The 21629-nt window shown below is 57.8% G+C and carries 17 protein-coding genes and 1 tRNA gene; 6 read left to right on the plus strand and 12 right to left on the minus strand.

Features of this window, described 5'->3' with window-relative positions:
• The first annotated feature begins 35 nt into the window (after window positions 1-35).
• The gene (locus ACA070_RS20225; RefSeq protein WP_497447458.1) at window positions 36-971 is read left to right on the plus strand and encodes an IS110 family transposase; all 936 of its coding nucleotides are present in this window, start codon (window positions 36-38) and stop codon (window positions 969-971) included.
• 117 nt (window positions 972-1088) lie between these two features.
• Here the strand turns inward: ACA070_RS20225 and ACA070_RS20230 are convergent, their stop codons facing one another.
• Window positions 1089-1952, minus strand: a complete 864-nt coding sequence (locus ACA070_RS20230; protein WP_497448067.1) for a LysR substrate-binding domain-containing protein — start codon at window positions 1950-1952, stop codon at window positions 1089-1091.
• A 115-nt stretch (window positions 1953-2067) separates the two neighbouring features.
• Between ACA070_RS20230 and ACA070_RS20235 the strand changes: the two genes are divergently transcribed.
• Both ACA070_RS20235 and phnX read left to right on the plus strand, forming a co-directional pair.
• Window positions 2068-3177, plus strand: coding sequence for a 2-aminoethylphosphonate--pyruvate transaminase (locus ACA070_RS20235; protein ID WP_497448068.1), 1110 nt, complete (start codon window positions 2068-2070; stop codon window positions 3175-3177).
• Window positions 3178-3303: 126 nt separating this feature from the next.
• On the plus strand, window positions 3304-4131 hold the full coding sequence (gene phnX / locus ACA070_RS20240; protein WP_497448069.1) for a phosphonoacetaldehyde hydrolase: 828 nt from the start codon (window positions 3304-3306) through the stop codon (window positions 4129-4131).
• A 134-nt stretch (window positions 4132-4265) separates the two neighbouring features.
• Here phnX and ACA070_RS20245 read toward each other — a convergent pair whose 3' ends face one another.
• Complete coding sequence (locus ACA070_RS20245) at window positions 4266-4889, minus strand: hypothetical protein (RefSeq protein ID WP_497448070.1); 624 nt, start codon at window positions 4887-4889, stop codon at window positions 4266-4268.
• A 366-nt stretch (window positions 4890-5255) separates the two neighbouring features.
• Between ACA070_RS20245 and ACA070_RS20250 the strand changes: the two genes are divergently transcribed.
• Complete coding sequence (locus tag ACA070_RS20250; protein ID WP_497448071.1) at window positions 5256-5804, plus strand: cytochrome b; 549 nt, start codon at window positions 5256-5258, stop codon at window positions 5802-5804.
• A gap of 154 nt (window positions 5805-5958) precedes the next feature.
• On the opposite strand, the gene ACA070_RS20255 is transcribed toward ACA070_RS20250, so the two are convergent.
• Window positions 5959-6876 carry a 1-aminocyclopropane-1-carboxylate deaminase/D-cysteine desulfhydrase gene (locus tag ACA070_RS20255; protein ID WP_497448072.1) on the minus strand — a complete coding sequence of 306 codons (918 nt, stop codon included), beginning with the start codon at window positions 6874-6876 and terminating at the stop codon, window positions 5959-5961.
• A gap of 189 nt (window positions 6877-7065) precedes the next feature.
• Window positions 7066-9105 carry an oxidoreductase gene (locus tag ACA070_RS20260; protein ID WP_497448073.1) on the minus strand — a complete coding sequence of 680 codons (2040 nt, stop codon included), beginning with the start codon at window positions 9103-9105 and terminating at the stop codon, window positions 7066-7068.
• 208 nt (window positions 9106-9313) lie between these two features.
• Here ACA070_RS20260 and ACA070_RS20265 point away from each other — a divergent pair, with 208 nt between their 5' ends.
• On the plus strand, window positions 9314-10444 hold the full coding sequence (locus tag ACA070_RS20265) for a carbon-nitrogen hydrolase family protein (protein ID WP_497448074.1): 1131 nt from the start codon (window positions 9314-9316) through the stop codon (window positions 10442-10444).
• Between the two features lie 3 nt (window positions 10445-10447).
• The gene (locus ACA070_RS20270) at window positions 10448-11488 is read left to right on the plus strand and encodes an AraC family transcriptional regulator (protein WP_497448075.1); all 1041 of its coding nucleotides are present in this window, start codon (window positions 10448-10450) and stop codon (window positions 11486-11488) included.
• Window positions 11489-11837: 349 nt separating this feature from the next.
• Here ACA070_RS20270 and ACA070_RS20275 read toward each other — a convergent pair whose 3' ends face one another.
• The 8 genes from ACA070_RS20275 to tig all read right to left on the minus strand — a co-directional run bounded on the left by ACA070_RS20275 (window position 11838) and on the right by tig (window position 21487).
• Window positions 11838-12668 (minus strand): DUF2242 domain-containing protein, encoded by an 831-nt coding sequence (locus tag ACA070_RS20275; protein ID WP_497448076.1) that lies wholly within the window; start codon window positions 12666-12668, stop codon window positions 11838-11840.
• Between the two features lie 234 nt (window positions 12669-12902).
• On the minus strand, window positions 12903-14774 hold the full coding sequence (locus ACA070_RS20280) for a SurA N-terminal domain-containing protein (RefSeq protein ID WP_497448077.1): 1872 nt from the start codon (window positions 14772-14774) through the stop codon (window positions 12903-12905).
• A 102-nt stretch (window positions 14775-14876) separates the two neighbouring features.
• A tRNA-Leu gene (locus ACA070_RS20285) sits at window positions 14877-14954 on the minus strand.
• A 53-nt stretch (window positions 14955-15007) separates the two neighbouring features.
• Window positions 15008-15280, minus strand: coding sequence for an HU family DNA-binding protein (locus ACA070_RS20290; RefSeq protein WP_002552737.1), 273 nt, complete (start codon window positions 15278-15280; stop codon window positions 15008-15010).
• A 147-nt stretch (window positions 15281-15427) separates the two neighbouring features.
• On the minus strand, window positions 15428-17824 hold the full coding sequence (lon, locus tag ACA070_RS20295; RefSeq protein ID WP_010458711.1) for an endopeptidase La: 2397 nt from the start codon (window positions 17822-17824) through the stop codon (window positions 15428-15430).
• Between the two features lie 226 nt (window positions 17825-18050).
• A complete protein-coding gene (gene clpX / locus ACA070_RS20300) occupies window positions 18051-19334 on the minus strand; it encodes an ATP-dependent Clp protease ATP-binding subunit ClpX (RefSeq protein WP_007946893.1) in 1284 nt (427 codons plus the stop codon).
• 112 nt (window positions 19335-19446) lie between these two features.
• Window positions 19447-20082 (minus strand): ATP-dependent Clp endopeptidase proteolytic subunit ClpP, encoded by a 636-nt coding sequence (clpP, locus tag ACA070_RS20305; protein ID WP_054053844.1) that lies wholly within the window; start codon window positions 20080-20082, stop codon window positions 19447-19449.
• Window positions 20083-20176: 94 nt separating this feature from the next.
• Complete coding sequence (gene tig / locus ACA070_RS20310) at window positions 20177-21487, minus strand: trigger factor (protein WP_497448078.1); 1311 nt, start codon at window positions 21485-21487, stop codon at window positions 20177-20179.
• Between the last annotated feature and the right edge of the window lie 142 nt (window positions 21488-21629).

Below are 21629 nucleotides of genomic sequence, written 5' to 3' on the forward strand. Positions count from 1 at the left end.
AACAAGCACTTAAACCCTAGCTCCGAGGATTTGTCATGACAATCCTTACTTCGCAGACGGTTGTTGGTATCGATATCGCCAAGGCCCAAATTGCTGTCTATCGCACCGACCTGCAAATCATTCAAGACATCAAGAACGATCGAACCACCCTTAAACGTTGGCTTAAAACCCTGCCCGCCCAAAGCGCTATCGCCGTTGAAGCCACCAACATTTACCACCTGGACACGGTTGAGTTGGCTCATGAAATGGGTCATCAGGTCTACGTGGTGGACGCTTATCGGGTAAGTCATTACCGCCGTGGCGTCGGACAACGAGCCAAGAATGATCCCTGCGATGCGCGTTTGCTGGCGCGTTACTTGGAGAATGAACAAACCAAACTGCGGGTCTGGAGCCCGCCACCCAAGGCCTACAGCTCACTGAAAAGCCTTCTCCATAGACGTGCAACGCTGATCCAGAACCATGCTGGGCTGATGTTGAGTTGGGCCAATGAACCCTTGTTGAAGAAAGTGCAGGCCGCTCAGCAGAAGGCATTCAAGCAAGCGGATCAGGCTATTCAGAAACTGCTGCGCAAGGTCAGCAAAGAGGCAGGGATTGAGGCGAATATTGATCGCTGCAAAGCCATAGAAGGCGTTGGGGAGCTGACCGCAACGGGGTTAGCGACGACTTTTATGCGGGGCGATTTTGCGAACAGCGATGCGTTCATCGCATTCCTGGGAATGGACTTGGCAGTCGACGATTCCGGCAAGAAGAATGGGCGGCGGTACCTGACCAAAAAAGGAGATCCGGAGGTTCGTCGTTTGGCTTACAACGCCGCAATGGCGGCGTGTCGCTCGTCTAAATGGAAGCCGTTTTACGAGGCATACCTGGCTAGAGGCTTCTCGAAAACCCAGGCTTTGGTCGCCTTGGCCCGAAAGCTCTGTCGGGTGGCATTTGCCCTGATGAAAAATCAGAGCGAATACCTGTCAGCCTGAGAATTCAGGGTTGCCGGGCAACATAGAATCTCCCACAGGTTTTGCGTCGTACGTAAGATCTGCGGCCAACATACATCCCTGTGGGAGTGAGCCTGCTCGCGATGCAGACGCCTCGGTTTACCTGACGGGCGCCAACTCGAAAAACGCCCGAATCAAACGCAAATCCCGCCGCCGTTCCATGCACCCGATCATGTGCCGATTGACCAATCCTTCACCCAGAATTGGCACCGCCGCCACCCGCGGGTCATGACTGACTTCCACCGATGACACCACCCCAACGCCCAACTCCGCCGCCACGGCCTCGGTCACCGCCTCGCGACTGTCCAGCTCCAGCAACACCCTGGGATTGACCGACGCCATCGCGCAAGCCTCATCGAACGTGCGTCGGGTAATCGAACTCGGTTCACGCAACACCATGATCATCTGATCCAGCTCCGTGAGCTTTACGCCCTCGGACGCCTTGGCCCACGGATGGCTTTCAGGCACCAGCGCGCAAATCCGTGATTCGTTCAACGCTTGCAGATGCAGCCCTTTGCGCGGCTCGACTTCAGTCAGCACCGCCACGTCGGCATGCTCTGACAACAACGCCGCCAGCGTTTCCTGAGCATTGCCCAAGCGCAAATTCACGGTGATCCCCGGATATCGCGCGCGCAAACTGGCCAGCATCGGCATCACCATGTGCGGCCCGTCCGCCGCCACTTCGAGACGCCCGGTCAGCAATTGTCGATTCGCTTCCAGCAGCACCTGCGCTTCCTCGGCCAGGCCGAACATCGCCCGGGTGATCGCCGCCAGTTTGGTGCCCTCCTCCGTCAGCTCCACTCGTCGCGCGGTGCGGCGCAGCAAGGTGATCTGGTAATGCTCCTCCAGGGCCTTGATGTGCCCGGTGACCGCCGGTTGGCTGATGAACAGCCGCTCGGCCGCGCGGGTGAAGCTGCCTTCGCGGGCCACGGCGTCAAAGGCTCGAAGCTGGAACAGGTTCATGAATAACTCTCACTGATGGCTGGCATAACAACAAACAATTTGATTGATAGCACCCGAAATTGCAATTTATGTCCCGTAGCTTCATCCCACACAGAGCTTTTGCGAGGACACAAGAATGAGCACTGCCGAGCCAATCCTGCTCACCCCCGGCCCACTGACCACATCGGCCCGCACCCGTCAGGCAATGATGGTCGACTGGGGTTCATGGGATGACCGCTTCAATCAACTGACCGCCAGCCTGTGCGAGCAATTGCTGGCGATCCTCAACGGCGGCGACAGCCACCACTGCGTGCCTCTGCAAGGCAGCGGCACCTTCGCGGCCGAAGCGGCGATCGGCACCCTGGTGCCCCGCGACGGCAAAGTGCTGGTGCTGATCAATGGCGCCTACGGCAAACGCCTGGCAAAAATCTGCGAAGTGCTCGGCCGCCCGTTCAGCACCTTCGAAACCGCCGAAGACGAACCGACCACCGCCGCCGACGTTGATCGTCTGTTGCAGGCCGATGCGAGCATCACCCACGTCGCGCTGATTCACTGCGAAACCAGCACCGGTATCCTCAACCCGCTGCCGGAAATCGCCCACGTCATCGCGCAACACGGCAAACGCCTGATCATCGACGCCATGAGCTCCTTCGGCGCGTTGCCGATCGACGCACAACAGGTGCCCTTCGACGCGCTGATCGCCGCATCGGGCAAATGCCTGGAAGGCGTACCGGGCATGGGTTTCGTCTTCGCTCGCAAAGACGCGCTGGCCAACGCAGCCGGCAACTCTCACTCCCTGGCAATGGATTTGTACGACCAGCACACTTACATGGCCAAGACCGGCCAATGGCGCTTCACGCCGCCGACCCATGTGGTCGCCGCGCTGCACGAAGCCCTGCTGCAATACAACGAAGAAGGTGGTTTGCCGGCGCGGCATCAGCGCTACGCCAACAATTGCCAGGTGCTGCTCGATGACATGGCCAAACTGGGTTTGCGCAGCTTCCTGCCCGCCGCGATTCAGGCGCCGATCATCGTCACTTTCCACGCGCCGAAAGATCCGCGGTACCAGTTCAAGGAGTTCTACGAACGCGTCAAGGCCAAGGGTTTCATCCTCTACCCCGGCAAATTGACCCAGGTCGACACCTTCCGCGTCGGCTGCATCGGACACGTCAACCAGGCCGAGATGCACGCGGCCGTGGCGGCAGTGGCCGAAGTGCTGCGCGAGATGGAAGTCCTCGAAATCTGAATGAGCAGACGCCGCTGATCCTGTAGGAGCGAGGCTTGCCCGCGAACACAGACGACGCGGTCTGTCAGTCAAACCTAGTCATCGTTCTTCGCGGGCAAGCCTCGCTCCTACAAAGGAATTTAAGACATGAATTACGCAAACCCAACCAAACTCCAGGCCGCCATCCTCGACTGGGCCGGCACCGTGGTCGACTTCGGCTCCTTCGCGCCGACGCAGATTTTTGTCGAAGCCTTCGCCGAGTTCGACGTCCAGGTCTCCATCGAAGAGGCCCGCGGGCCGATGGGCATGGGCAAGTGGGACCACATCCGCACCCTGTGCGATCAGCCGGAAGTCGCCGAGCGTTATCGTGCCGTGTTCGGCCGCACGCCGACTGATGATGACGTCACCGCCATCTACAAACGTTTCATGCCGCTGCAAATCGAGAAAATCGCCGAGCATTCGGCACTGATTCCGGGCGCACTCGACACCATCGCCAACCTGCGTCAGCAAGGGATCAAGATCGGCTCCTGCTCCGGTTACCCGAAACAGGTCATGGACAAGGTGGTCGAACTGGCCGCCACCAACGGTTACGTGGCCGATCACGTGGTCGCCACCGACGAAGTGCCTAACGGCCGCCCATGGCCAGCACAGGCACTGGCCAACGTGATTGCGCTGGGCATCGACGACGTCGCGGCTTGCGTGAAGATCGATGACACCGTGCCGGGCATTCTCGAAGGTCGTCGCGCCGGCATGTGGACCGTCGCGCTGATCTGCTCCGGTAACGCGCTGGGTCTGGACTACGAAGGCTTCCGCGCCCTCGGCAGTGATGAACTCGCCAGTGAACGCAAACGTATCCACGCAATGTTTGAAGGCTCGCGGCCGCACTACATGATCGACACCATCACTGATTTGCCGCAAGTGATCGCCGACATCAATAAGCGTCTGGCCAAGGGCGAGATGCCGCAAACCTCATAATCGCGAGTACCGAAAACACAACGCCGTTGTCTTGCATACAAGACAACGGCGTTTTTATTTAAACGATCAATCGCGATTCACGGCAATCCGTTACTACTTATTCTTCAGGCTGCCCGGGACCAAACAATACGGTGTTACGCGTTAATCTGGTTGCCCTCGGCATCAAACATCGAACCATCTGCATACTTCACACTGCCATCGGGATATTGTTCAGTCCCGTCTTTCCATACCAGGCGACCATCGGGATATTCAACTGTCTCGTCTGGCCAGACGATTCGACCATCCGGGTATTCAACCCGTCCATCAGCGTGCTGGACAATGCCGTCCGGGTGCTTGACCGAGGATTGATCTGCACTGATCAGGCTGCCATCTGGCAAGGAGGTTGTCCCGTCAGTGTTTTTAATGTTGCCGAGGGTATTGAGCAGGTTAACAAGGGCAATCGGGTCAATGTTGATGTTGAAGGTTGGCCACTGCAGCGGCGGCCGGACAGCCCCCACTGGCCTGGAAGGCTTGATTGGCGCCTTCCCCGGCGGCAATGCCGGTTTGACCGGAGGCTTTATCCCAACTGGCGGTTTAACCGGCGGCTTTACGGGCACTGTCGGTTTGACCGGTGGTTTCACCGTAACCGGTGGTTTGACCGGCGGCTTGGAAACAGGTGGTTTGGTCGCTGGCTTGGGTTTGGATACCGGTGGTTTAGCCATCATCTTTTTTACCGCACCGACATGGATCCTGTTTCCACTTTTGACTTTCGCAATCATACAAATCCCTTTTAGTCGCTCGACCAATACGAGCCTTATTAGTTTGTCTTCCTGACAAACTTTATCGCCAGACAATAACCAACTTATTCAACCCCGCAAAATTCTCCTAAATACAAAACATGAACAACAAACAGTTACACTCCACTTCAAACTGCTTTCACCAGCACTCGTAATCTGCGACTTGTAACCATTGGAGCGACGAGGCCATGTTGTGACGGCAATGCTGAGGCAAAGTGCGCAAAATAATGACAACTCTTTGCGAAAAAAGACGGACCCGACTCAAGCAAAAAGAACACAACGGGCTTACAGTTAAAGCACACCGGCGAACAAGAACGGTGGGCTCGACCGACCTGTGAGGAACACCGTATGCCCTGGAAGAATTCCGACTCACGCTACAGCACCGTGTCGATCGCGCTGCATTGGTTGATGCTGGTTTTGCTGGCGCTGGTTTACGCCTGTATCGAATTTCGCGGAGTCTTTCCAAAAGGCAGTGGCGGCCGCACGCTGATCACCGAATCGCACTTCATGCTCGGATTGACGGTGTTTGTATTGGTCTGGTTGCGGCTGTTCGCTCGCAGCCTGGGCCCGGCGCCACAGATTTTCCCGGCCTCGCCTCAGTGGCAGACGGTGCTCGCCAAATTGATGCACTGGGCGCTGTACATTTTCATGATCGCGATGCCGATTCTCGGATGGCTGGTGACCAGCGCCAAGGGGCATCAGGTGATGTTTTACGGCTTTGATCTGCCGTTGCTGGTCTCGGAGGACAAGGCACTGGCCAAGCAAATAGAGGGCTGGCATGTGCTGGGTGGCACCCTCGGCTATTGGCTGATCGGCCTGCATGCGGTGGCGGGAATTTATCACCACTATGTGGTGGGCGATAACACGCTGCTGCGGATGATGCCCAAGCGTGGGTGAACTCGGTTCTGTAGCAGCTGGCGAAGCCTGCGTTCGGCTGCGCAGCAGTCGTGAATCCAGCCGCCTCGGTTCACCTGATGCACCGCGTTGACTGATTTTACGACTGCTGCGCAGCCGAACGCAGGCTTCGCCAGCTGCTACAGGGATCGCGTGCTTATCGAAATCCCCGGCGCCCCTGCAAGCCGCCGGTATGGATGAAGATCAGGCGGGTACCCTTGTTGAATCTTCCAGCCTCGACTTGCTGCTTGAGCATCAGCAGTGCTTTGCCGGTGTACAGCGGTTCGAGGGGAATACCCGTGGCCTGTTCGGTCTGGTCGATGAAGTCGAGTAACAGCGGATCGACTTTGGCAAAGCCACCACGGCTGGCGTCGAACAGCTCATAAGCCGGTTCCTGCAAACCTGCCTCTCGTACAATCGATTCAACCTGCTGTGCCACGCCATGATCGTCGGGCACCGCCAGCGCGCCGTACACCATACGCTCGCCCGCCTCGGCCAGCGCCAACCCTGCCAGGGTTGTGCCGGTTCCGCAGGCCAGCCACCAACCGTCGTGATCGCTCCAACCGAGGTTGCCCAGTTGACCGAGGACCATGGCCTTCAACTGCATGCAACCCCGCGCACCTCTCAATCCGCCGCCACCTTCCGGCACCGGATGCAGGTCGGGATATTGCGCCTGCCATGGCTGCCAGAAACCCGGTTCGTGTCGCGCTCGATAACCGCCATAACCCAACCAGTGCAAGTGCATGCCGAACGCTTGCAGGTCCTTCACCGTCGGCGTTTCCTGCGGATGACCGCGCAGCAGGCCGACTGTTTTGAAATTGAAGCGTTTGCCGGCGGCTGCCAGTGCGTGCAGGTGATTGGAATGCGCACCGCCAAGGCTGATGATGCCCTGGGCACCGTTTTGGTCAGCCGCTTTGAGGTGTTCGATGAGTTTGAACCACTTGTTGCCGCTGATCAGTGGGTCGATCTGGTCGAGGCGCAGGATGGCGACTTCGATGCTGGCCGAGGTGAGCCAGTCGAGGTGAAGGGGTTCGAGTGGGGCTTGGGGGAGCCAGTTGTTGGGAGGGAGAAGCATCGATGCCGGCTCTAGGTAAAGAGCCGGCATCTTAGCAGCCAATTTGTGGCGAGGGAGCTTGCTCCCGCTCGGTTGCGCAGCAACCGCAAAACCGGCGATAGTGATTAATCTGACACAACACGATCACTGATAGAGGGAGTCCTTCGGCCTCCAGCGGGAGCAAGCTCCCTCGCCACAAGGTTGTGTAATTTACAACTCAGCAGCCAGCCGCGAACCCTGATTGATCGCCCGCTTGGCATCCAGCTCCGCCGCCACGTCCGCGCCGCCGATCAAATGCACGTTCTGCCCCGCTGCCACCAAACCCTCCTGCAACTCACGCAGCGGATCCTGCCCGGCACAAATCACAATGTTGTCCACCGGCAGCACCTGCGGCTCACCGGTTTCGCCGATGCGGATGTGCAGGCCTTCGTCGTCGATCTTCAGGTACTCAACGCTGTTGAGCATCTGCACCTGCTTGTTCTTCAGACCGGTGCGATGAATCCAGCCGGTGGTCTTGCCCAGGCCGTCACCGACCTTGGATTTCTTGCGTTGCAGCAGGAACACTTCGCGAGCCGGTGCATGCGGCTCAGCCTTGATGCCGGCAACACCGCCACGCGCTTCCAGATGCGTATCAATGCCCCATTCCTTCCAGAACGCTTCGCGGTCCTGACTGGTGGCCACGCCTTGGTGAACGAGGAATTCCGACACGTCGAAACCGATACCACCCGCGCCAATCACCGCCACACGCTTGCCCACCGGTTTACGCTCCAGGATCACGTCCAGGTAGCTCAACACCTTGGCGTTTTCAACGCCGGGAATCGCCGGGGTTCTTGGGGCGATGCCGGTGGCCAGGATGATTTCGTCGTAGCCGCCCTCAACCAGTTTTGCCACGTCGACACGGGTGTTCAGGCACACCTCGACGTTGGTGGTCTGCAACTTGCGGTTGAAATAGCGCAGGGTTTCGAAGAACTCTTCCTTGCCCGGTACACGCTTGGCAATGTTGAACTGACCGCCAATTTCGCTGGCCGAATCAAACAGCGTCACCGCGTGACCCCGCTCGGCCGCCACAGTGGCAGCGGACAGGCCCGCAGGACCGGCACCGACCACGGCAATTTTCTTGATCTGCTGGACCGGCAGGTAGTTGAGCTCGGTTTCATGGCACGCGCGCGGGTTCACCAGGCAACTGGTCAACTTGCCGCCGAAGGTGTGATCCAGGCACGCCTGGTTGCAACCGATGCAGGTGTTGATTTCATCGCCACGGCCAGCGGCCGCCTTGTTGACGAAATCCGGATCGGCGAGGAACGGCCGCGCCATGGACACCATGTCGGCATCGCCATCGGCCAGAATCTGCTCGGCCACTTCCGGGGTGTTGATGCGGTTGGTGGTGATCAGCGGAATGCTCACCGAACCGCGCAGCTTGGCCGTGACTTTGCTGAACGCCGCACGCGGCACTTTGGTGGCGATGGTCGGAATCCGCGCTTCGTGCCAGCCAATGCCGGTGTTGATGATGGTCGCGCCGGCCTGCTCGATGGCTTTGGCCAGGGTCACGATTTCTTCCCAGGTGCTGCCGCCTTCCACCAGGTCGAGCATCGACAGGCGGAAAATGATGATGAAGTTCGGGCCTGTGGCTTCACGCACGCGACGAACGATTTCCACCGGCAGGCGCATACGGTTTTCGTAGCTGCCGCCCCAACGGTCGGTGCGGTGGTTGGTGTGGGCGGCAAGGAACTGGTTAATGAAATAACCTTCCGAGCCCATGATTTCGACGCCGTCGTACTCGGCTTTTTGCGCCAGGGTCGAGCAGGTGACGAAATCGCTGATTTGTTTCTCGATGCCTTCCTCGTCCAGCTCTTTAGGCTTGAACGGGTTGATCGGCGCCTGAATGGCACTCGGCGCGACCTGTTTCGGACTGTAGGCATAACGGCCGGCGTGGAGGATCTGCATGCAGATCTTACCGCCCGCCTCGTGCACCGCGCGGGTCACGATCTGGTGCTTGAGCGCTTCTTCCTCGGTGGTCAGTTTGGCTGCGCCGGAATACACCCCGCCCTCATCGTTCGGGCCAATGCCGCCGGTGACCATAAGGCCAACACCGCCGCGAGCACGTTCGGCGAAGTATGCCGCCATGCGTTCGAAACCGCCGGGTTTCTCCTCAAGACCGGTGTGCATCGACCCCATCAAGGTACGGTTGCGCAGCGTGGTAAAACCCAGGTCCAGCGGGGCCAACAGGTGCGGGTAATGAGCGGCGGCCATTTGTAACTCCACATCGAGCGATCACGGAAAAAATGCAGGAGCTCTTCGGCTCCCGTCAGTCATGTTGGACAGACTAAGAGTCGCGCCCCTGTCACTCAATGACCGAAACTGACAACTTATTGATCCAAATGTGCAGCGCCCCTTGGCAAGCGCCGGCATGGGCCCTACCCTAGTCGCAACCCTGCACACGGCTGTTGACTGTTTCCCCATGCGCAAACTTCTGTACCTGACTTTCTCCATGGCATTGATTGCCGCCCTGACGACCTACGCCATGTGGGCCGCGGACCGTCCGGTGGGTCATTACCTGTCGGACCTGCGGATCAATCTCGCGGTCGATCAAGGCACACCCGCTGATCGCGGCAATCTGCTGGGCATCCAGCCCGAGCTGTTCCCCACCGACTATCAAAGCCCCGAACGCCTGCACCGCAAGCTCGCCGCCTATTTGCAGAAGGCCCAGGACCAGGGCTTGCTGAATGAAAAAACCATCGTCGTGCTGCCTGAACACATCGGCACCTGGCTGATGGTCAGCGGCGAGAAAGACGAGCTGTACCAGGCGACCACGCTGAAGGAAGCGATGAATTGGCTGGCGGTGAGCAATCCTCTGCAGTTCGTCCGCGCGCTGATCAGCGCCAAGGGCGACAGTCGTCTCGACGACGCCCACTTGCGGATGAAGGCCAAAGGCATGGCCAAGGATTATCAGGCACTGTTCGGGGGGCTGGCGAAGGAGTTCCACGTGACCCTGGTCGCCGGCACTATTGTGTTGCCCGAGCCGAGCATCATCGACGGTACGCTGAAAGTCGGTCACGGCGCGTTGTACAACAGCAGCGTGGTGTTCGGTCGCGACGGGCTGCCGGTCGGCCAGCCGCAACGCCAGATGCATCCGGTGTTTGCTGAACAAGACGTTATCCAAGCCAACGGCGAGCACACGCTCAACGTCGTCGACACGCCGGCCGGACGCCTGGGCATACTGATCGGCAGCGACAGCTGGTACCCGGACAACTATCGCAAACTCGATGCCCAAGGCGCCCATCTGGTGGCGGTTCCCGCGTATGTCGTCGGCCGCGACACCTGGGAAAAGCCGTGGCGCGGTTACAAGGGTTTGTCGACGCCTGGCTCGGTCAGTCTCAAGGCCGGTGAGCTCAGTGAAGGCCAGGCCTGGCATCGTCTGACACTGACCGGCCAACCGCCCAGCAGTCAGGCGATTGCCGGTATGAGCGTGTTCCTGCGCGGTCAGTTCTGGGACAAGGGCAGCGCGGGTCAAAGTTTTCTCAGCAACAACGGGCAACAGTTCGCCGACGGCAATGCCCGTGGCGCGCGGTTGCTGAACCTCTGGTTGTAAGCCATGAAACCGCTGCCGATGCGCCTAGGGGATCTGTCGGTGGGCTTTGTTCATAGCCTGGCCGACGCCGTGCGCAGCCATGGCGTGGATCCGCAACCGTTGCTTGAGCAATACGGCCTCGATGCAGCGCGCCTGGCCGAAGCGGGAGCTCGGTTGTCGATCCCGCGTTACATGCGCCTGGGCCACGGTGCCATTCAACTCACCGACGACCCGGCACTGGGTTTGCGCATGGGCCAGCTCAGTCGCCTGAGTCAGGCCGGCCTGGCGGGGGTCACCGCCGCTCAGGCGCCGACGGTTCGAGAAGCGGCGCGCTGCCTGATCCGGTTTGAAGCCTTGTATGGCTCCAACTACCGTGGCCAGTCGAGTTTCCACGAAGATGCTCAGGGCGCATGGCTGCGGTTTTACTCCATCAGCCCTTACAACGCCTACAACCGTTTCGTGGTGGACTCGATCATCGCCGGGTGGCTGCACCAATTGTCCAGCATGAGCCCTGACCCGCTTCGCGCCGAGCGGATCGAGATCGAGTTCTGCGAGCCGGATTACCGTGAGGCGTATGCGGTACTGGGCGATTGTCCGATTCAGTTCGGCGCCGAACACAATCAACTGCGCCTGAGTCTGGCCAGCCTCGCCCAGCGCAACCCGGAGCACTGCCCGAGTACCTGGCGACACTTGCTGCAACTTTGTGAACGGGAACTGGAGCAACTGACACGCACCCGCAGCCTGCGTGAACGCATCACTCAGCTGCTGGGGCCATTACTCAATGGTGGCCGGGAACCCGACCTGGAAGAAGTGGCGGCACGCCTGAAACTGCCGACCTGGACCTTGCGTCGCAAACTCGCCGAGGAAGGCACGCAATTTCGCGCCATTCTCAACGACACTCGCCGCGACCTGGCCATGACCTACATTCGCGACACTGAACTGGCGTTCGGTGAAATCGCCTACTTGCTGGGTTTTGCCTCAGCCGAAGCCTTCCAGCGAGCGTTCAAACGCTGGAATGGCCAGACGCCCGGCGAGTTTCGCCGCAGTCATCGCCAATCCGCGTGATACCTACAGCTCAGTAGCGTCTTCCGCTGGCTCCAACGGGTCCAGTTCAAACGCCTGATACTCAAGCAGCTCTTCTTGATAATCGTCCATCGTGAAATCCCCCTACCGCTCGTTTAAAAAATGCCTGAATAAATGACCAACGCCCTGAGCATAAAGTGCCCGCGTGAAAGAAAAATGACGCAGGCACGCCGTTCAGCGGCTACTTATAAAACGTAGCAGGCGGTCAGGAATTTATCACAGGATTTTTTCGATAGAGGCTGTAGGAAGACAGCCCGGGTTGACGCGGATCAATTTAAAACCATGACGGGATCGGTGTGGTCTGAACCGATCCCGGTACGTCATGTGCGAATTACTGGCTAGAGACAGGCATCGCCGGAATCGGCTCTGTCGGTGGCGGCAGATTCGATTGAGCCGGTGGCGTGACGGTTTCTGCGGCAGGAGCCGGCTCGGTGTTTTCGGTCGGGGTAATCGGCGCTGTCTCTGGCGGCGGTGCGACAGGTTCGGAGGCCGCAGGTGCAGGTGCAGGTTCAGCCGCCGGAGCGGGCGCTGGCTCAACAGCCGGCGTCGGCGCCAAAGGCGCCGGAGCAGCCTTGACTTCAGGCATGCCCAGGTCGGTTTTAGGTTTTTCGGTGATGTGCGCAGCCTTCTTCGCTTCCGGCGGCAGGAACAACTCCACCAGCGCAAAGAAACGCTCATAGAACTTGGCCGACGAAACGGTTTCGCTGGCAACCTTGACCATCGAATCGTCGGACGAACCGATTGGCATCGACACCGAACCCAGCACACCCACACCCACGCTGGCGGAGTTGTTGGTCTTCTTCAGTGCATAGCGATCCTGCAGGGCGTTGGCGAACATGGTCGCATGATGCCCTTCACTGCCATCATCGGCACAGACCACACTGAAGCTGATCTCCATGTGGGTCTCGCCGGTCTGCTGGAAGCTTTTGTGCCCGCTGACCAGTTTCGGGTCGGCGCTGGTGATGATGTAGCCCTGGCTGAGCAACGCCCGGCGGGCGGCTTCGCAGGTCTGCGCATCCGTCACCGGGTAATTGCGCGAAAACGTCCCGGAGTCATCGAAGTTCTCATGCTCATAGATGGGGGCTTTCTTCGACGAGCAGCCGGCAGCAGTGGCCAGCATCAGCGCCAGCCCGGCAACACGCATGGGAATTGATTTAAACATTGAACATCCTGAGGAAAACGATCCGGGGCGTATTGTGCAACAGATCGATGCTTAGCGGAGCATCGATTAGTGTCTTAAAACGTTTACAAGTCTACTGACTGTCAGTTACGGGAAAAAGTCCCGTTCGGGGCTACAGCAAAGGATCCCTTTGATCGCATCCCGCCAGGAATCGCACGCATAAAAAACCCCGGCGTTTCGGCCGGGGTCTTTGTGTAGCGGTAACTCAGTCGAGTATCAGAAACGCTTGATCTCGGCCTGGCTTTCCAGCTGTTTGCGGTAGGCCGCAAAGTCCTGCTGGCCGATGCGCGAGGCGAGGAAGCGACGGTACTGAGCCTTCTCTTCGTCGGTCGGCGCTGCGGCTTCGTTCACGCCGTTCAGACGCACGATCACCAGGCTACCATCGGCCAGGGTCACGCTGCTGAAGGTCGGCTTGTCCTTGGCGGCAGGCTTCGGCATACGGAACAGTGCTTGCAGCACAGTTGGATCAATCCCTTCCTGAGCGCGAGTAGCGGCTTCAGTCACTTTCCAGCTTTGACCGTCGATCGCCTTGTTCAGCGGAGTCTTGCCATCGCGCAGGCTGGCGATCAGCTCATCAGCCTTGGTCTTGGCGGCAGCACTGGCGTGCTCCTTGGCCAATTGCGCACGAATGCTGGCATTCACGCTTTCAAGCGGCAGTTGCGCAGGCTTCAGGTGCTCCTTGGCGCGCAGCACGATCACGGTTTCCGGGTCCAGCTCGATGGCGGTGCTGTTGGCACCTTCATCCAGCACTTCAGGACTGAACGCAGCAGTGATCACGGCACGGTTAGCCGAAACACCCTCGCCACCCTCACGGCCAAACGGCTTGGAGGTGTGAACAGTCAGCTTCAGGTCTTGCGCCGGCTGAGCCAGATCGGAAGATTCGAACGAGGAGTCTTCCAGTTGCTTGGTTGCCTCGACGAAACGCTGCTCGACCTGCTGAGTTTTCAGCTCACGGGTCAGCTTGTCTTTCAGGCTGGCAAGCGTCGGAACTTCCGGTGCTTCAACGCCCAACAGTTTGATCAGGTGGAAACCGAAGTCGGTGCGAACCGGCGCCGACACTTGATCCTTGGCCAACGCATACAGCGCTGTTTCGAACGCTGGATCGTAGACACCAGGGCCTGCGTAGCCCAAGTCACCGCCATTGTTCGCCGAACCTGGGTCCTGGGAGAATTCCTTGGCCAGTGCCTCGAATTTCTCGCCTTTGGCCAGACGTGCCTGGATGTCTTCGATCTTGGCCTTGGCTTGCGCCTCGGTCATCTTATCGTTCACTTCGATCAGAATGTGCGCAGCCCGGCGTTGTTCGGACAGGTTCGCGATTTCCTTCTGATACGCCGCTTGCAGGTCTTCGTCCTTCACGGCGACCTGATCAAAGAAGGAAGACTTCTTCAATTCCAGGTAATCGATGACGACCTGATCCGGCGTCATGAATTCCTTGGCGTGCTCGTCGTAGTAGGCCTTGACCTCATCGTCGGTCAGCTTCACCGCTGCCGGGTCAACCTTGACGTTCAGGGAAGCGAAATCGCGGGTCTGTTTTTCCAGACGGGCGAAAGCCAGAACCTGTGCGTCGGTGACGAAACCGCTACCGGCCAGGCCAGCGCGCAGCTGACCGATCAGCATTTCCTGAGCCAGCATCTGGCGGAACTGCATGCGGCTGTAGCCGAGTTGACGAATCACTTGGTCGAAACGCTCAGGACTGAACTTGCCATCGACCTGGAATTCAGGCGTTTGCAGGATCACTTGGTCCAAAGCCGCTTCGGAGAAAGCGAATTTCGATTCCTCTGCGCCTTGCAGCAGCAGTTTGCGGTCGATCAAGCCTTTGAGGGCCGATTCGCGCAGCATTTTTTCGTCGAGCAAGGAGGCGTCGAAATCCTTGCCCAGCTGTTGCATAAGCTGACGGCGTTGCATATCAACCGCCTGGCTCAGCTCGTTCTGGCTGATTTCTTCGCCGTTGACCTTGGCCGCGTCATTACGACTGGTCGTGGCCTGAAAAATGGCGTCGAAACCGGTCAAAGCCATCAGTGCAACGATGACCCCGATAATGGTCTTGGCAATCCAGCCTTGTGAATTGTCCCTGATATTCTGCAGCATGCGTCCCCCAGAAACGGTTGAACTTCAAAATTAGGCAACCGTGGAGCGTGGGTAGAATCCGGATAGAAGAAAGGCGCATCCGAGGATGCGCCTTCTCGTAACTGGCGGAGCGGACCAAGGGTTCGAACTTGCGACCCTCGGTGTCTCGGACCGGCAACTTGCCGACTGGACTACCGCTCCGCTGCCAGGTCAGGCATGACCCCGACCCGGATAGGCAAAAACCTGAAACGAACTTAGTTGACAGCTTCTTTCAGGGCTTTACCGGCTTTGAAACCTGGTTTTTTGGCTGCAGCGATTTCCAGCGTTTTACCGGTCTGTGGGTTACGACCAATGCGAGCTGGACGATCGGTGACGGAGAACGTACCGAAACCAACCAGAACAACAGAGTCGCCAGCCTTGAGAGCGCCAGTGACGGATTCGATTACAGCGTCCAGCGCACGGCCAGCAGCAGCTTTCGGGATATCAGCGGATGCAGCGATAGCATCAATCAGTTCCGACTTGTTCACTCTAAGTCCCCTTATATCTATTTGAGTATGATTCTAAGTTTTTTGGTGAAAGCAAAAACGAGTGCTGAATGGCCTACAGACACTTAAGAGCCGCTTTATAACAAGGGCTCTAAAAAGCTGTCAACAAGCCACCCAGGCAAATGCGTACTAATGCGTGCTAATTCTTTCCTTAGAGTCAGACTCGCGTTTTTCATCCTTTGCAACTATCTCTGGAACCACATCAGGCAGCGGCTCCGGCGCGTATTGCAGCGCAATTTGCAGGACCTCGTCAATCCATTTAACGGGTTTAATCTGCAGATCTTGCTTGATATTGTCAGGAATTTCCTTCAGATCGCGTACGTTCTCTTCAGGAATGATCACTGTCTTGATCCCGCCGCGGTGAGCAGCCAGCAGTTTTTCCTTCAAACCGCCGATCGCCAGCACCTGACCACGCAAGGTGATTTCGCCTGTCATCGCGACGTCTGCACGCACCGGGATCCCGGTCAATGCCGACACCAGGGCCGTGCACATGCCTACGCCGGCGCTAGGGCCGTCTTTCGGGGTCGCCCCTTCCGGCATGTGGATGTGCGTGTCGCGCTTCTCGTGGAAGTCCAGGGGAATCCCCAGGCTCTTCGCGCGGCTGCGGACAACGGTCAACGCAGCGGTGATCGATTCGACCATCACATCGCCCAACGAACCGGTCTTGATCAACTGGCCTTTACCCGGCACGACAGCGGCTTCGATGGTCAGCAATTCGCCACCCACCTGAGTCCAGGCCAGCCCGGTCACCTGACCGATCTGATCCTGCGATTCGGCCAGGCCGTAGCGGAATTTGCGCACACCCAGGAAGTGTTCCAGCATCTCGGCAGTGACCTTCACCGAGAAGCGTTTTTCCAGTGCATGCTCTTTGACCGCCTTGCGGCAAACCTTGGCAATCTGGCGCTCCAGCCCACGTACACCGGCTTCGCGGGTGTAGTAGCGGATGATGTCGCGGATCGCTTCGGCGTCAAATTCCAGCTCGCCTTTCTTCAAACCGTTGGCCGTAATCTGCTTTGGCGAAAGGTATTTGACGGCGATGTTGATCTTCTCGTCTTCGGTGTAACCCGGCAGACGAATCACTTCCATCCGGTCGAGCAGCGCCGGCGGAATATTCATGGAGTTCGAGGTGCAAAGGAACATCACATCGGACAGGTCGTAGTCGACTTCCAGATAGTGATCGTTGAAGTTGTGGTTCTGCTCAGGATCGAGCACTTCCAGCAACGCCGACGCCGGATCGCCACGCATGTCGCTGCCCATTTTGTCGATTTCATCGAGCAGGAACAGCGGGTTGCGGACGCCCACCTTTGTCATCTTTTGAATCAATCTTCCCGGCATCGAACCGATGTAAGTCCGGCGATGACCGCGGATCTCCGCTTCATCACGCACGCCACCAAGGGCCATACGGACGAATTTGCGGTTGGTGGCGTGAGCGATCGACTCCGCCAGAGAGGTTTTACCCACCCCCGGAGGACCGACCAGGCACAACACCGGCCCGCGAATTTTCTTCACGCGCTTTTGCACGGCGAGGTATTCGAGGATCCGCTCTTTGACTTCTTCCAGACCGTAGTGGTCTGCATCGAGGATGTCTTCTGCGCGCGCAAGGTCCAGACGCACTTTGCTCTGAGCCTTCCACGGCACTTGAACCAGCCAGTCGATGTACGAACGCACCACCGTCGCTTCCGCGGACATTGGCGACATTTGTTTCAGCTTGTTCAGTTCACCCTGAGCTTTGGCCAAGGCATCTTTCGGCAGGCCCGCGGCATCGATGCGCTTTTTCAGCTCTTCAATTTCGTTGTGGCCTTCGTCGCTGTCGCCGAGCTCTTTCTGAATGGCCTTCATCTGCTCATTCAGGTAGTACTCGCGCTGGCTGCGCTCCATTTGTTTTTTGACACGACCGCGAATGCGTTTTTCGACTTGCAGCAGATCGATCTCGGCATCCAGCAACGCCAGGACGTGCTCGACCCGGGCCGACAAATCGATGATTTCGAGGATTTCCTGCTTCTGCTCGATCTTCAGGGCCATGTGGGCGGCCATGGTGTCGACCAGGCGACCTGGCTCGTCGATGCTGTTGAGCGACGACAGGACTTCAGCCGGGACTTTCTTGCCCAGCTGCACATATTGTTCGAACTGAGCCAACAGGCTGCGAACAAACACTTCCGACTCACGCTCAGGCGCGTCGACTTCGTCGATCAACGAGACTTCGGCACGGCAGTGGCCGTCCACTTCGCTGAAGCGCTCCACGGCGCCCCGCTGCTCGCCTTCGACCAGAACCTTGACGGTGCCGTCAGGCAGCTTGAGCAGCTGCAGAACGGTCGCAATTGTACCTACGCGATAAAGTGCATCTTCACCGGGATCGTCGTCAGCAGGGTTTCTCTGAGCCAGCAGAAGGATCTGCTTGTCGCCCGTCATCGCGGCCTCGAGGGCTTCGATGGATTTCTCGCGCCCCACGAACAGCGGGATAACCATGTGCGGATAAACCACAACATCACGCAATGGCAGGAGAGGCAATTCGATGGTTGTCTTCATGATTTCGCCTCTACGGCGGCCATAAGGCCGTAAACAGATGGAAGTAAGCTTGAAACCAAGATGGGGGCTTGTTTAGAAAAAAACAAGCAGATAAGGGCAAGTAAAAGATCGCAGCCTGAAGAAGCTTGAGAAAATGGTCAGCTGTCAGGCCGCCATCGCTGGCAGGCCAGCTCCCACAAAAGCAAAGGGGCCCGAAGGCCCCTTCTTTGTTCCAGCTGCCTGACGCTTAAGCGTCTGGCGCAGCCTTGGCAGCAGGCTCACTGTTTTCGTAGATATACAGTGGCTTGGACTTGCCTTCTATAACGCTTTCATCGATCACTACTTTACTCACCTCGGACTGCGAGGGGATTTCATACATAGTGTCGAGCAATACACCTTCGAGAATCGAACGCAGTCCACGGGCACCGGTCTTGCGTTCCAGGGCACGTTTGGCGACCGATTTCAGTGCGTCGGCCCGGAATTCCAGGTCCACGCCTTCCATCTCGAACAGCTTGGCATACTGCTTGGTCAGAGCATTTTTCGGCTCGGTGAGAATCTGCATCAACGCAGCTTCATCAAGCTCGTCCAGCGTAGCAAGGACCGGCAGACGACCGACGAATTCCGGGATCAGACCGAACTTGACCAGATCGTCAGGCTCGACTTCACGCAGGGATTCACCGACTTTCTTGCCTTCTTCCTTGCTGCGTACTTCCGCGTTGAAACCAATGCCGCCCTTGGTGGAACGGTTTTGAATAACCTTTTCCAGACCGGAGAATGCACCGCCGCAGATGAACAGGATGTTACGGGTGTCGACCTGAAGGAATTCCTGCTGCGGATGCTTGCGACCACCTTGAGGCGGAACGGAAGCGACCGTACCTTCGATCAACTTGAGCAGGGCCTGCTGCACGCCTTCACCGGAAACGTCCCGGGTGATCGACGGGTTGTCGGACTTGCGCGAGATCTTGTCGATCTCATCGATGTAGACAATGCCCATCTGGGCTTTTTCCACATCGTAATCGCACTTCTGCAACAGCTTCTGAATGATGTTCTCGACATCTTCACCCACGTAACCCGCCTCGGTGAGGGTGGTTGCGTCGGCGATGGTGAACGGAACGTTCAGCAAGCGGGCCAGTGTTTCGGCCAGCAGGGTTTTACCCGAGCCTGTCGGGCCGATCAGCAAGATGTTGCTTTTGCCGAGTTCGACGTCGTCATTCTTTTTGTCGCGCTGGTTCAGACGCTTGTAGTGGTTGTACACCGCTACGGCCAGAACCTTTTTCGCACGCTCCTGACCAATTACGTACTGATCAAGGATGCCGCTGATTTCTTTAGGCGAAGGCAATTTATGCGCGCTGCTTTCGGCCTGGGCTTCCTGCACCTCCTCACGGATGATGTCATTGCACAGGTCGACGCACTCGTCGCAGATAAAGACCGAGGGGCCGGCAATCAATTTGCGCACTTCATGCTGGCTTTTGCCACAGAAGGAGCAATAGAGCAGCTTGCCGTTGTCCTCGCCGTTGCGGGTGTCAGTCATTCGTTCGATCCAAATCCGATAGGCTTGCAACACAAGATGAAGGCTATTGCGGGCTTTTTCAAGCCCGCAGGTGATCGGACCAGCCGACCAACCCTATTTTGAGCTGCTTATTTTAAGCGGGGCGCTGGCTGATCACTTCATCGATCAACCCGTACTCACGCGCGGCTTCTGCACTCATGAAGTTATCGCGGTTGGTATCACGCTCGATCTCTTCAAGAGTGTGCCCGCTGTGCTTGGCCATCAGCGTGTTGAGACGCTCACGAATGAAGAGGATTTCCTTGGCATGGATTTCGATATCCGACGCCTGCCCCTGGAAACCGCCCAGTGGCTGGTGAATCATCACGCGTGAGTTCGGCAGGCAGAAACGCTTGCCAGGGGCACCGGCTGTCAGTAGAAACGCGCCCATGCTGCACGCCTGACCGATACAGGTGGTCGATACGTTGGGTTTGATGAACTGCATGGTGTCGTAGATCGACATGCCCGCTGTCACCGAACCGCCCGGGGAGTTGATATAGAGATGGATGTCCTTGTCCGGGTTTTCCGCTTCAAGGAACAGCAGTTGCGCACAAATCAGGTTAGCCATGTAGTCCTCTACCGGGCCAACCAGAAAGATCACTCGCTCCTTGAGAAGACGCGAGTAGATGTCGTAGGCGCGCTCGCCACGAGCGGACTGCTCGACAACCATCGGGACCAGGCCGCCTGCGGCCTGGATATCAGAGTTCTGCTGAATATACGAATTACGGAACATGCTCTGCAGTCACTCCCAAATAGTTATGTCTTGAATACGCATAAGCCAGCACGAAGGCTGGCTTATGGTGATTACTTCTTACCGCAAAAAGCTATCAGTCGGCTTGTGGAGCTTCTACCGGCTTGACTGCTTCTTCGTAAGAGACCGATTTGTCGGTCACGTTAGCCTTCTGCAGAACAGTATCCACAACTTGTTCTTCCAGCACAACCGAACGGACTTCGTTCAGTTGCTGGTCGTTCTTGTAGTACCAGGACACAACCTGCTCAGGCTCTTGGTAGGCCGAAGCCATTTCCTGAATCATTTCGCGAACGCGGGCTTCGTCAGGCTTGAGGTCGAATTGCTTGACCACTTCAGCCACGATCAGACCCAGCACAACGCGGCGCTTGGCTTGTTCTTCGAACAGCTCGGCCGGCAGTTGGTCAGGCTTGATGTTGCCACCGAACTGCTGAACAGCCTGCACGCGCAGACGGTCAACTTCGTTGGACAGCAGAGCCTTAGGCACTTCGATCGGGTTGGTGGCCAGCAGACCGTCCATTACCTGATTCTTGACCTTGGATTTGATCGCCTGACGCAGCTCGCGCTCCATGTTCTTGCGAACTTCGGTGCGGAAGCCTTCCAGACCTGTTTCCTTGATGCCGAATTGCGCGAAGAACTCTTCGTTCAGCTCTGGCAGTTTTGGCTCGGAAACAGTGTTCACGGTAACGGTGAACTCAGCAGTTTTGCCGGCCAGGTCGAGGTTCTGATAGTCCTCAGGGAAGGTCAGGTTCAGAACACGCTCTTCGCCAGCTTTAGCGCCAACCAGACCGTCTTCGAAGCCAGGAATCATACGACCGGAACCCAGAACCAGCTGAGTACCTTTGGCGGAACCGCCAGCGAACACTTCGCCGTCAACCTTGCCAACGAAATCGATGTTCAGTTGGTCGTCGTTCTGAGCAGCGCGATCGGCCACTTCGAAACGGGTGTTCTGCTTGCGCAGGACGTCCAGCATCTTGTCCAGATCGGCATCAGCCACGTCAGCGCTCAGGCGCTCTACGGTGATACCGTCGAAGCCAGCAACGGTGAACTCAGGGAACACTTCGAAGATAGCGACGTATTCCAGATCTTTGCCGGCTTCCATCGATTTAGGCTCGATCGAAGGAGCGCCAGCCGGATTCAGCTTCTGCTCGACAACAGCTTCGTAGAAGGAAGACTGGATCACATCGCCTACGGCTTCCTGACGCGCATCAGCACCGAAACGGCGCTTGATTTCGCTCATTGGCACTTTGCCTGGACGGAAGCCAGCAATCTTGGCCTTTTGGGCAGTCTGCTGCAGACGCTTGTTGACCTGAGTCTCGATGCGCTCAGCCGGCACGGTGATGCTCATGCGGCGCTCAAGAGCAGAAGTATTTTCAACAGAAACTTGCATGGATATTCCTCGTTGCACAGACGTTAGCCGGCCGTTTCCGACCCCAGAATCAAGGGCATGCATTCTAGTGGGTCAAACTCAAGAAGTCACCCTACTGAAAACGGGTAAAAAAGCAGCAGGCAATTTATAGGCGAGGGACAAA

It is taken from the genome of Pseudomonas sp. LBUM1678, assembly GCF_059695575.1.

Coding starts and splice junctions, on each gene's coding strand:
- clpX (WP_007946893.1), bottom strand. CDS start 19,334: ATGACTGACACCCGCAACGGCGAGGACAACGGCAAGCTGCTCTATTGC.
- ACA070_RS20270 (WP_497448075.1), top strand. CDS start 10,448: ATGAAACCGCTGCCGATGCGCCTAGGGGATCTGTCGGTGGGCTTTGTT.
- ACA070_RS20260 (WP_497448073.1), bottom strand. CDS start 9,105: ATGGCCGCCGCTCATTACCCGCACCTGTTGGCCCCGCTGGACCTGGGT.
- clpP (WP_054053844.1), bottom strand. CDS start 20,082: ATGTTCCGTAATTCGTATATTCAGCAGAACTCTGATATCCAGGCCGCA.
- ACA070_RS20250 (WP_497448071.1), top strand. CDS start 5,256: ATGCCCTGGAAGAATTCCGACTCACGCTACAGCACCGTGTCGATCGCG.
- ACA070_RS20225 (WP_497447458.1), top strand. CDS start 36: ATGACAATCCTTACTTCGCAGACGGTTGTTGGTATCGATATCGCCAAG.
- ACA070_RS20275 (WP_497448076.1), bottom strand. CDS start 12,668: ATGTTTAAATCAATTCCCATGCGTGTTGCCGGGCTGGCGCTGATGCTG.
- ACA070_RS20265 (WP_497448074.1), top strand. CDS start 9,314: ATGCGCAAACTTCTGTACCTGACTTTCTCCATGGCATTGATTGCCGCC.
- ACA070_RS20280 (WP_497448077.1), bottom strand. CDS start 14,774: ATGCTGCAGAATATCAGGGACAATTCACAAGGCTGGATTGCCAAGACC.
- ACA070_RS20235 (WP_497448068.1), top strand. CDS start 2,068: ATGAGCACTGCCGAGCCAATCCTGCTCACCCCCGGCCCACTGACCACA.
- tig (WP_497448078.1), bottom strand. CDS start 21,487: ATGCAAGTTTCTGTTGAAAATACTTCTGCTCTTGAGCGCCGCATGAGC.
- ACA070_RS20245 (WP_497448070.1), bottom strand. CDS start 4,889: ATGATTGCGAAAGTCAAAAGTGGAAACAGGATCCATGTCGGTGCGGTA.
- phnX (WP_497448069.1), top strand. CDS start 3,304: ATGAATTACGCAAACCCAACCAAACTCCAGGCCGCCATCCTCGACTGG.
- ACA070_RS20230 (WP_497448067.1), bottom strand. CDS start 1,952: ATGAACCTGTTCCAGCTTCGAGCCTTTGACGCCGTGGCCCGCGAAGGC.
- lon (WP_010458711.1), bottom strand. CDS start 17,824: ATGAAGACAACCATCGAATTGCCTCTCCTGCCATTGCGTGATGTTGTG.
- ACA070_RS20255 (WP_497448072.1), bottom strand. CDS start 6,876: ATGCTTCTCCCTCCCAACAACTGGCTCCCCCAAGCCCCACTCGAACCC.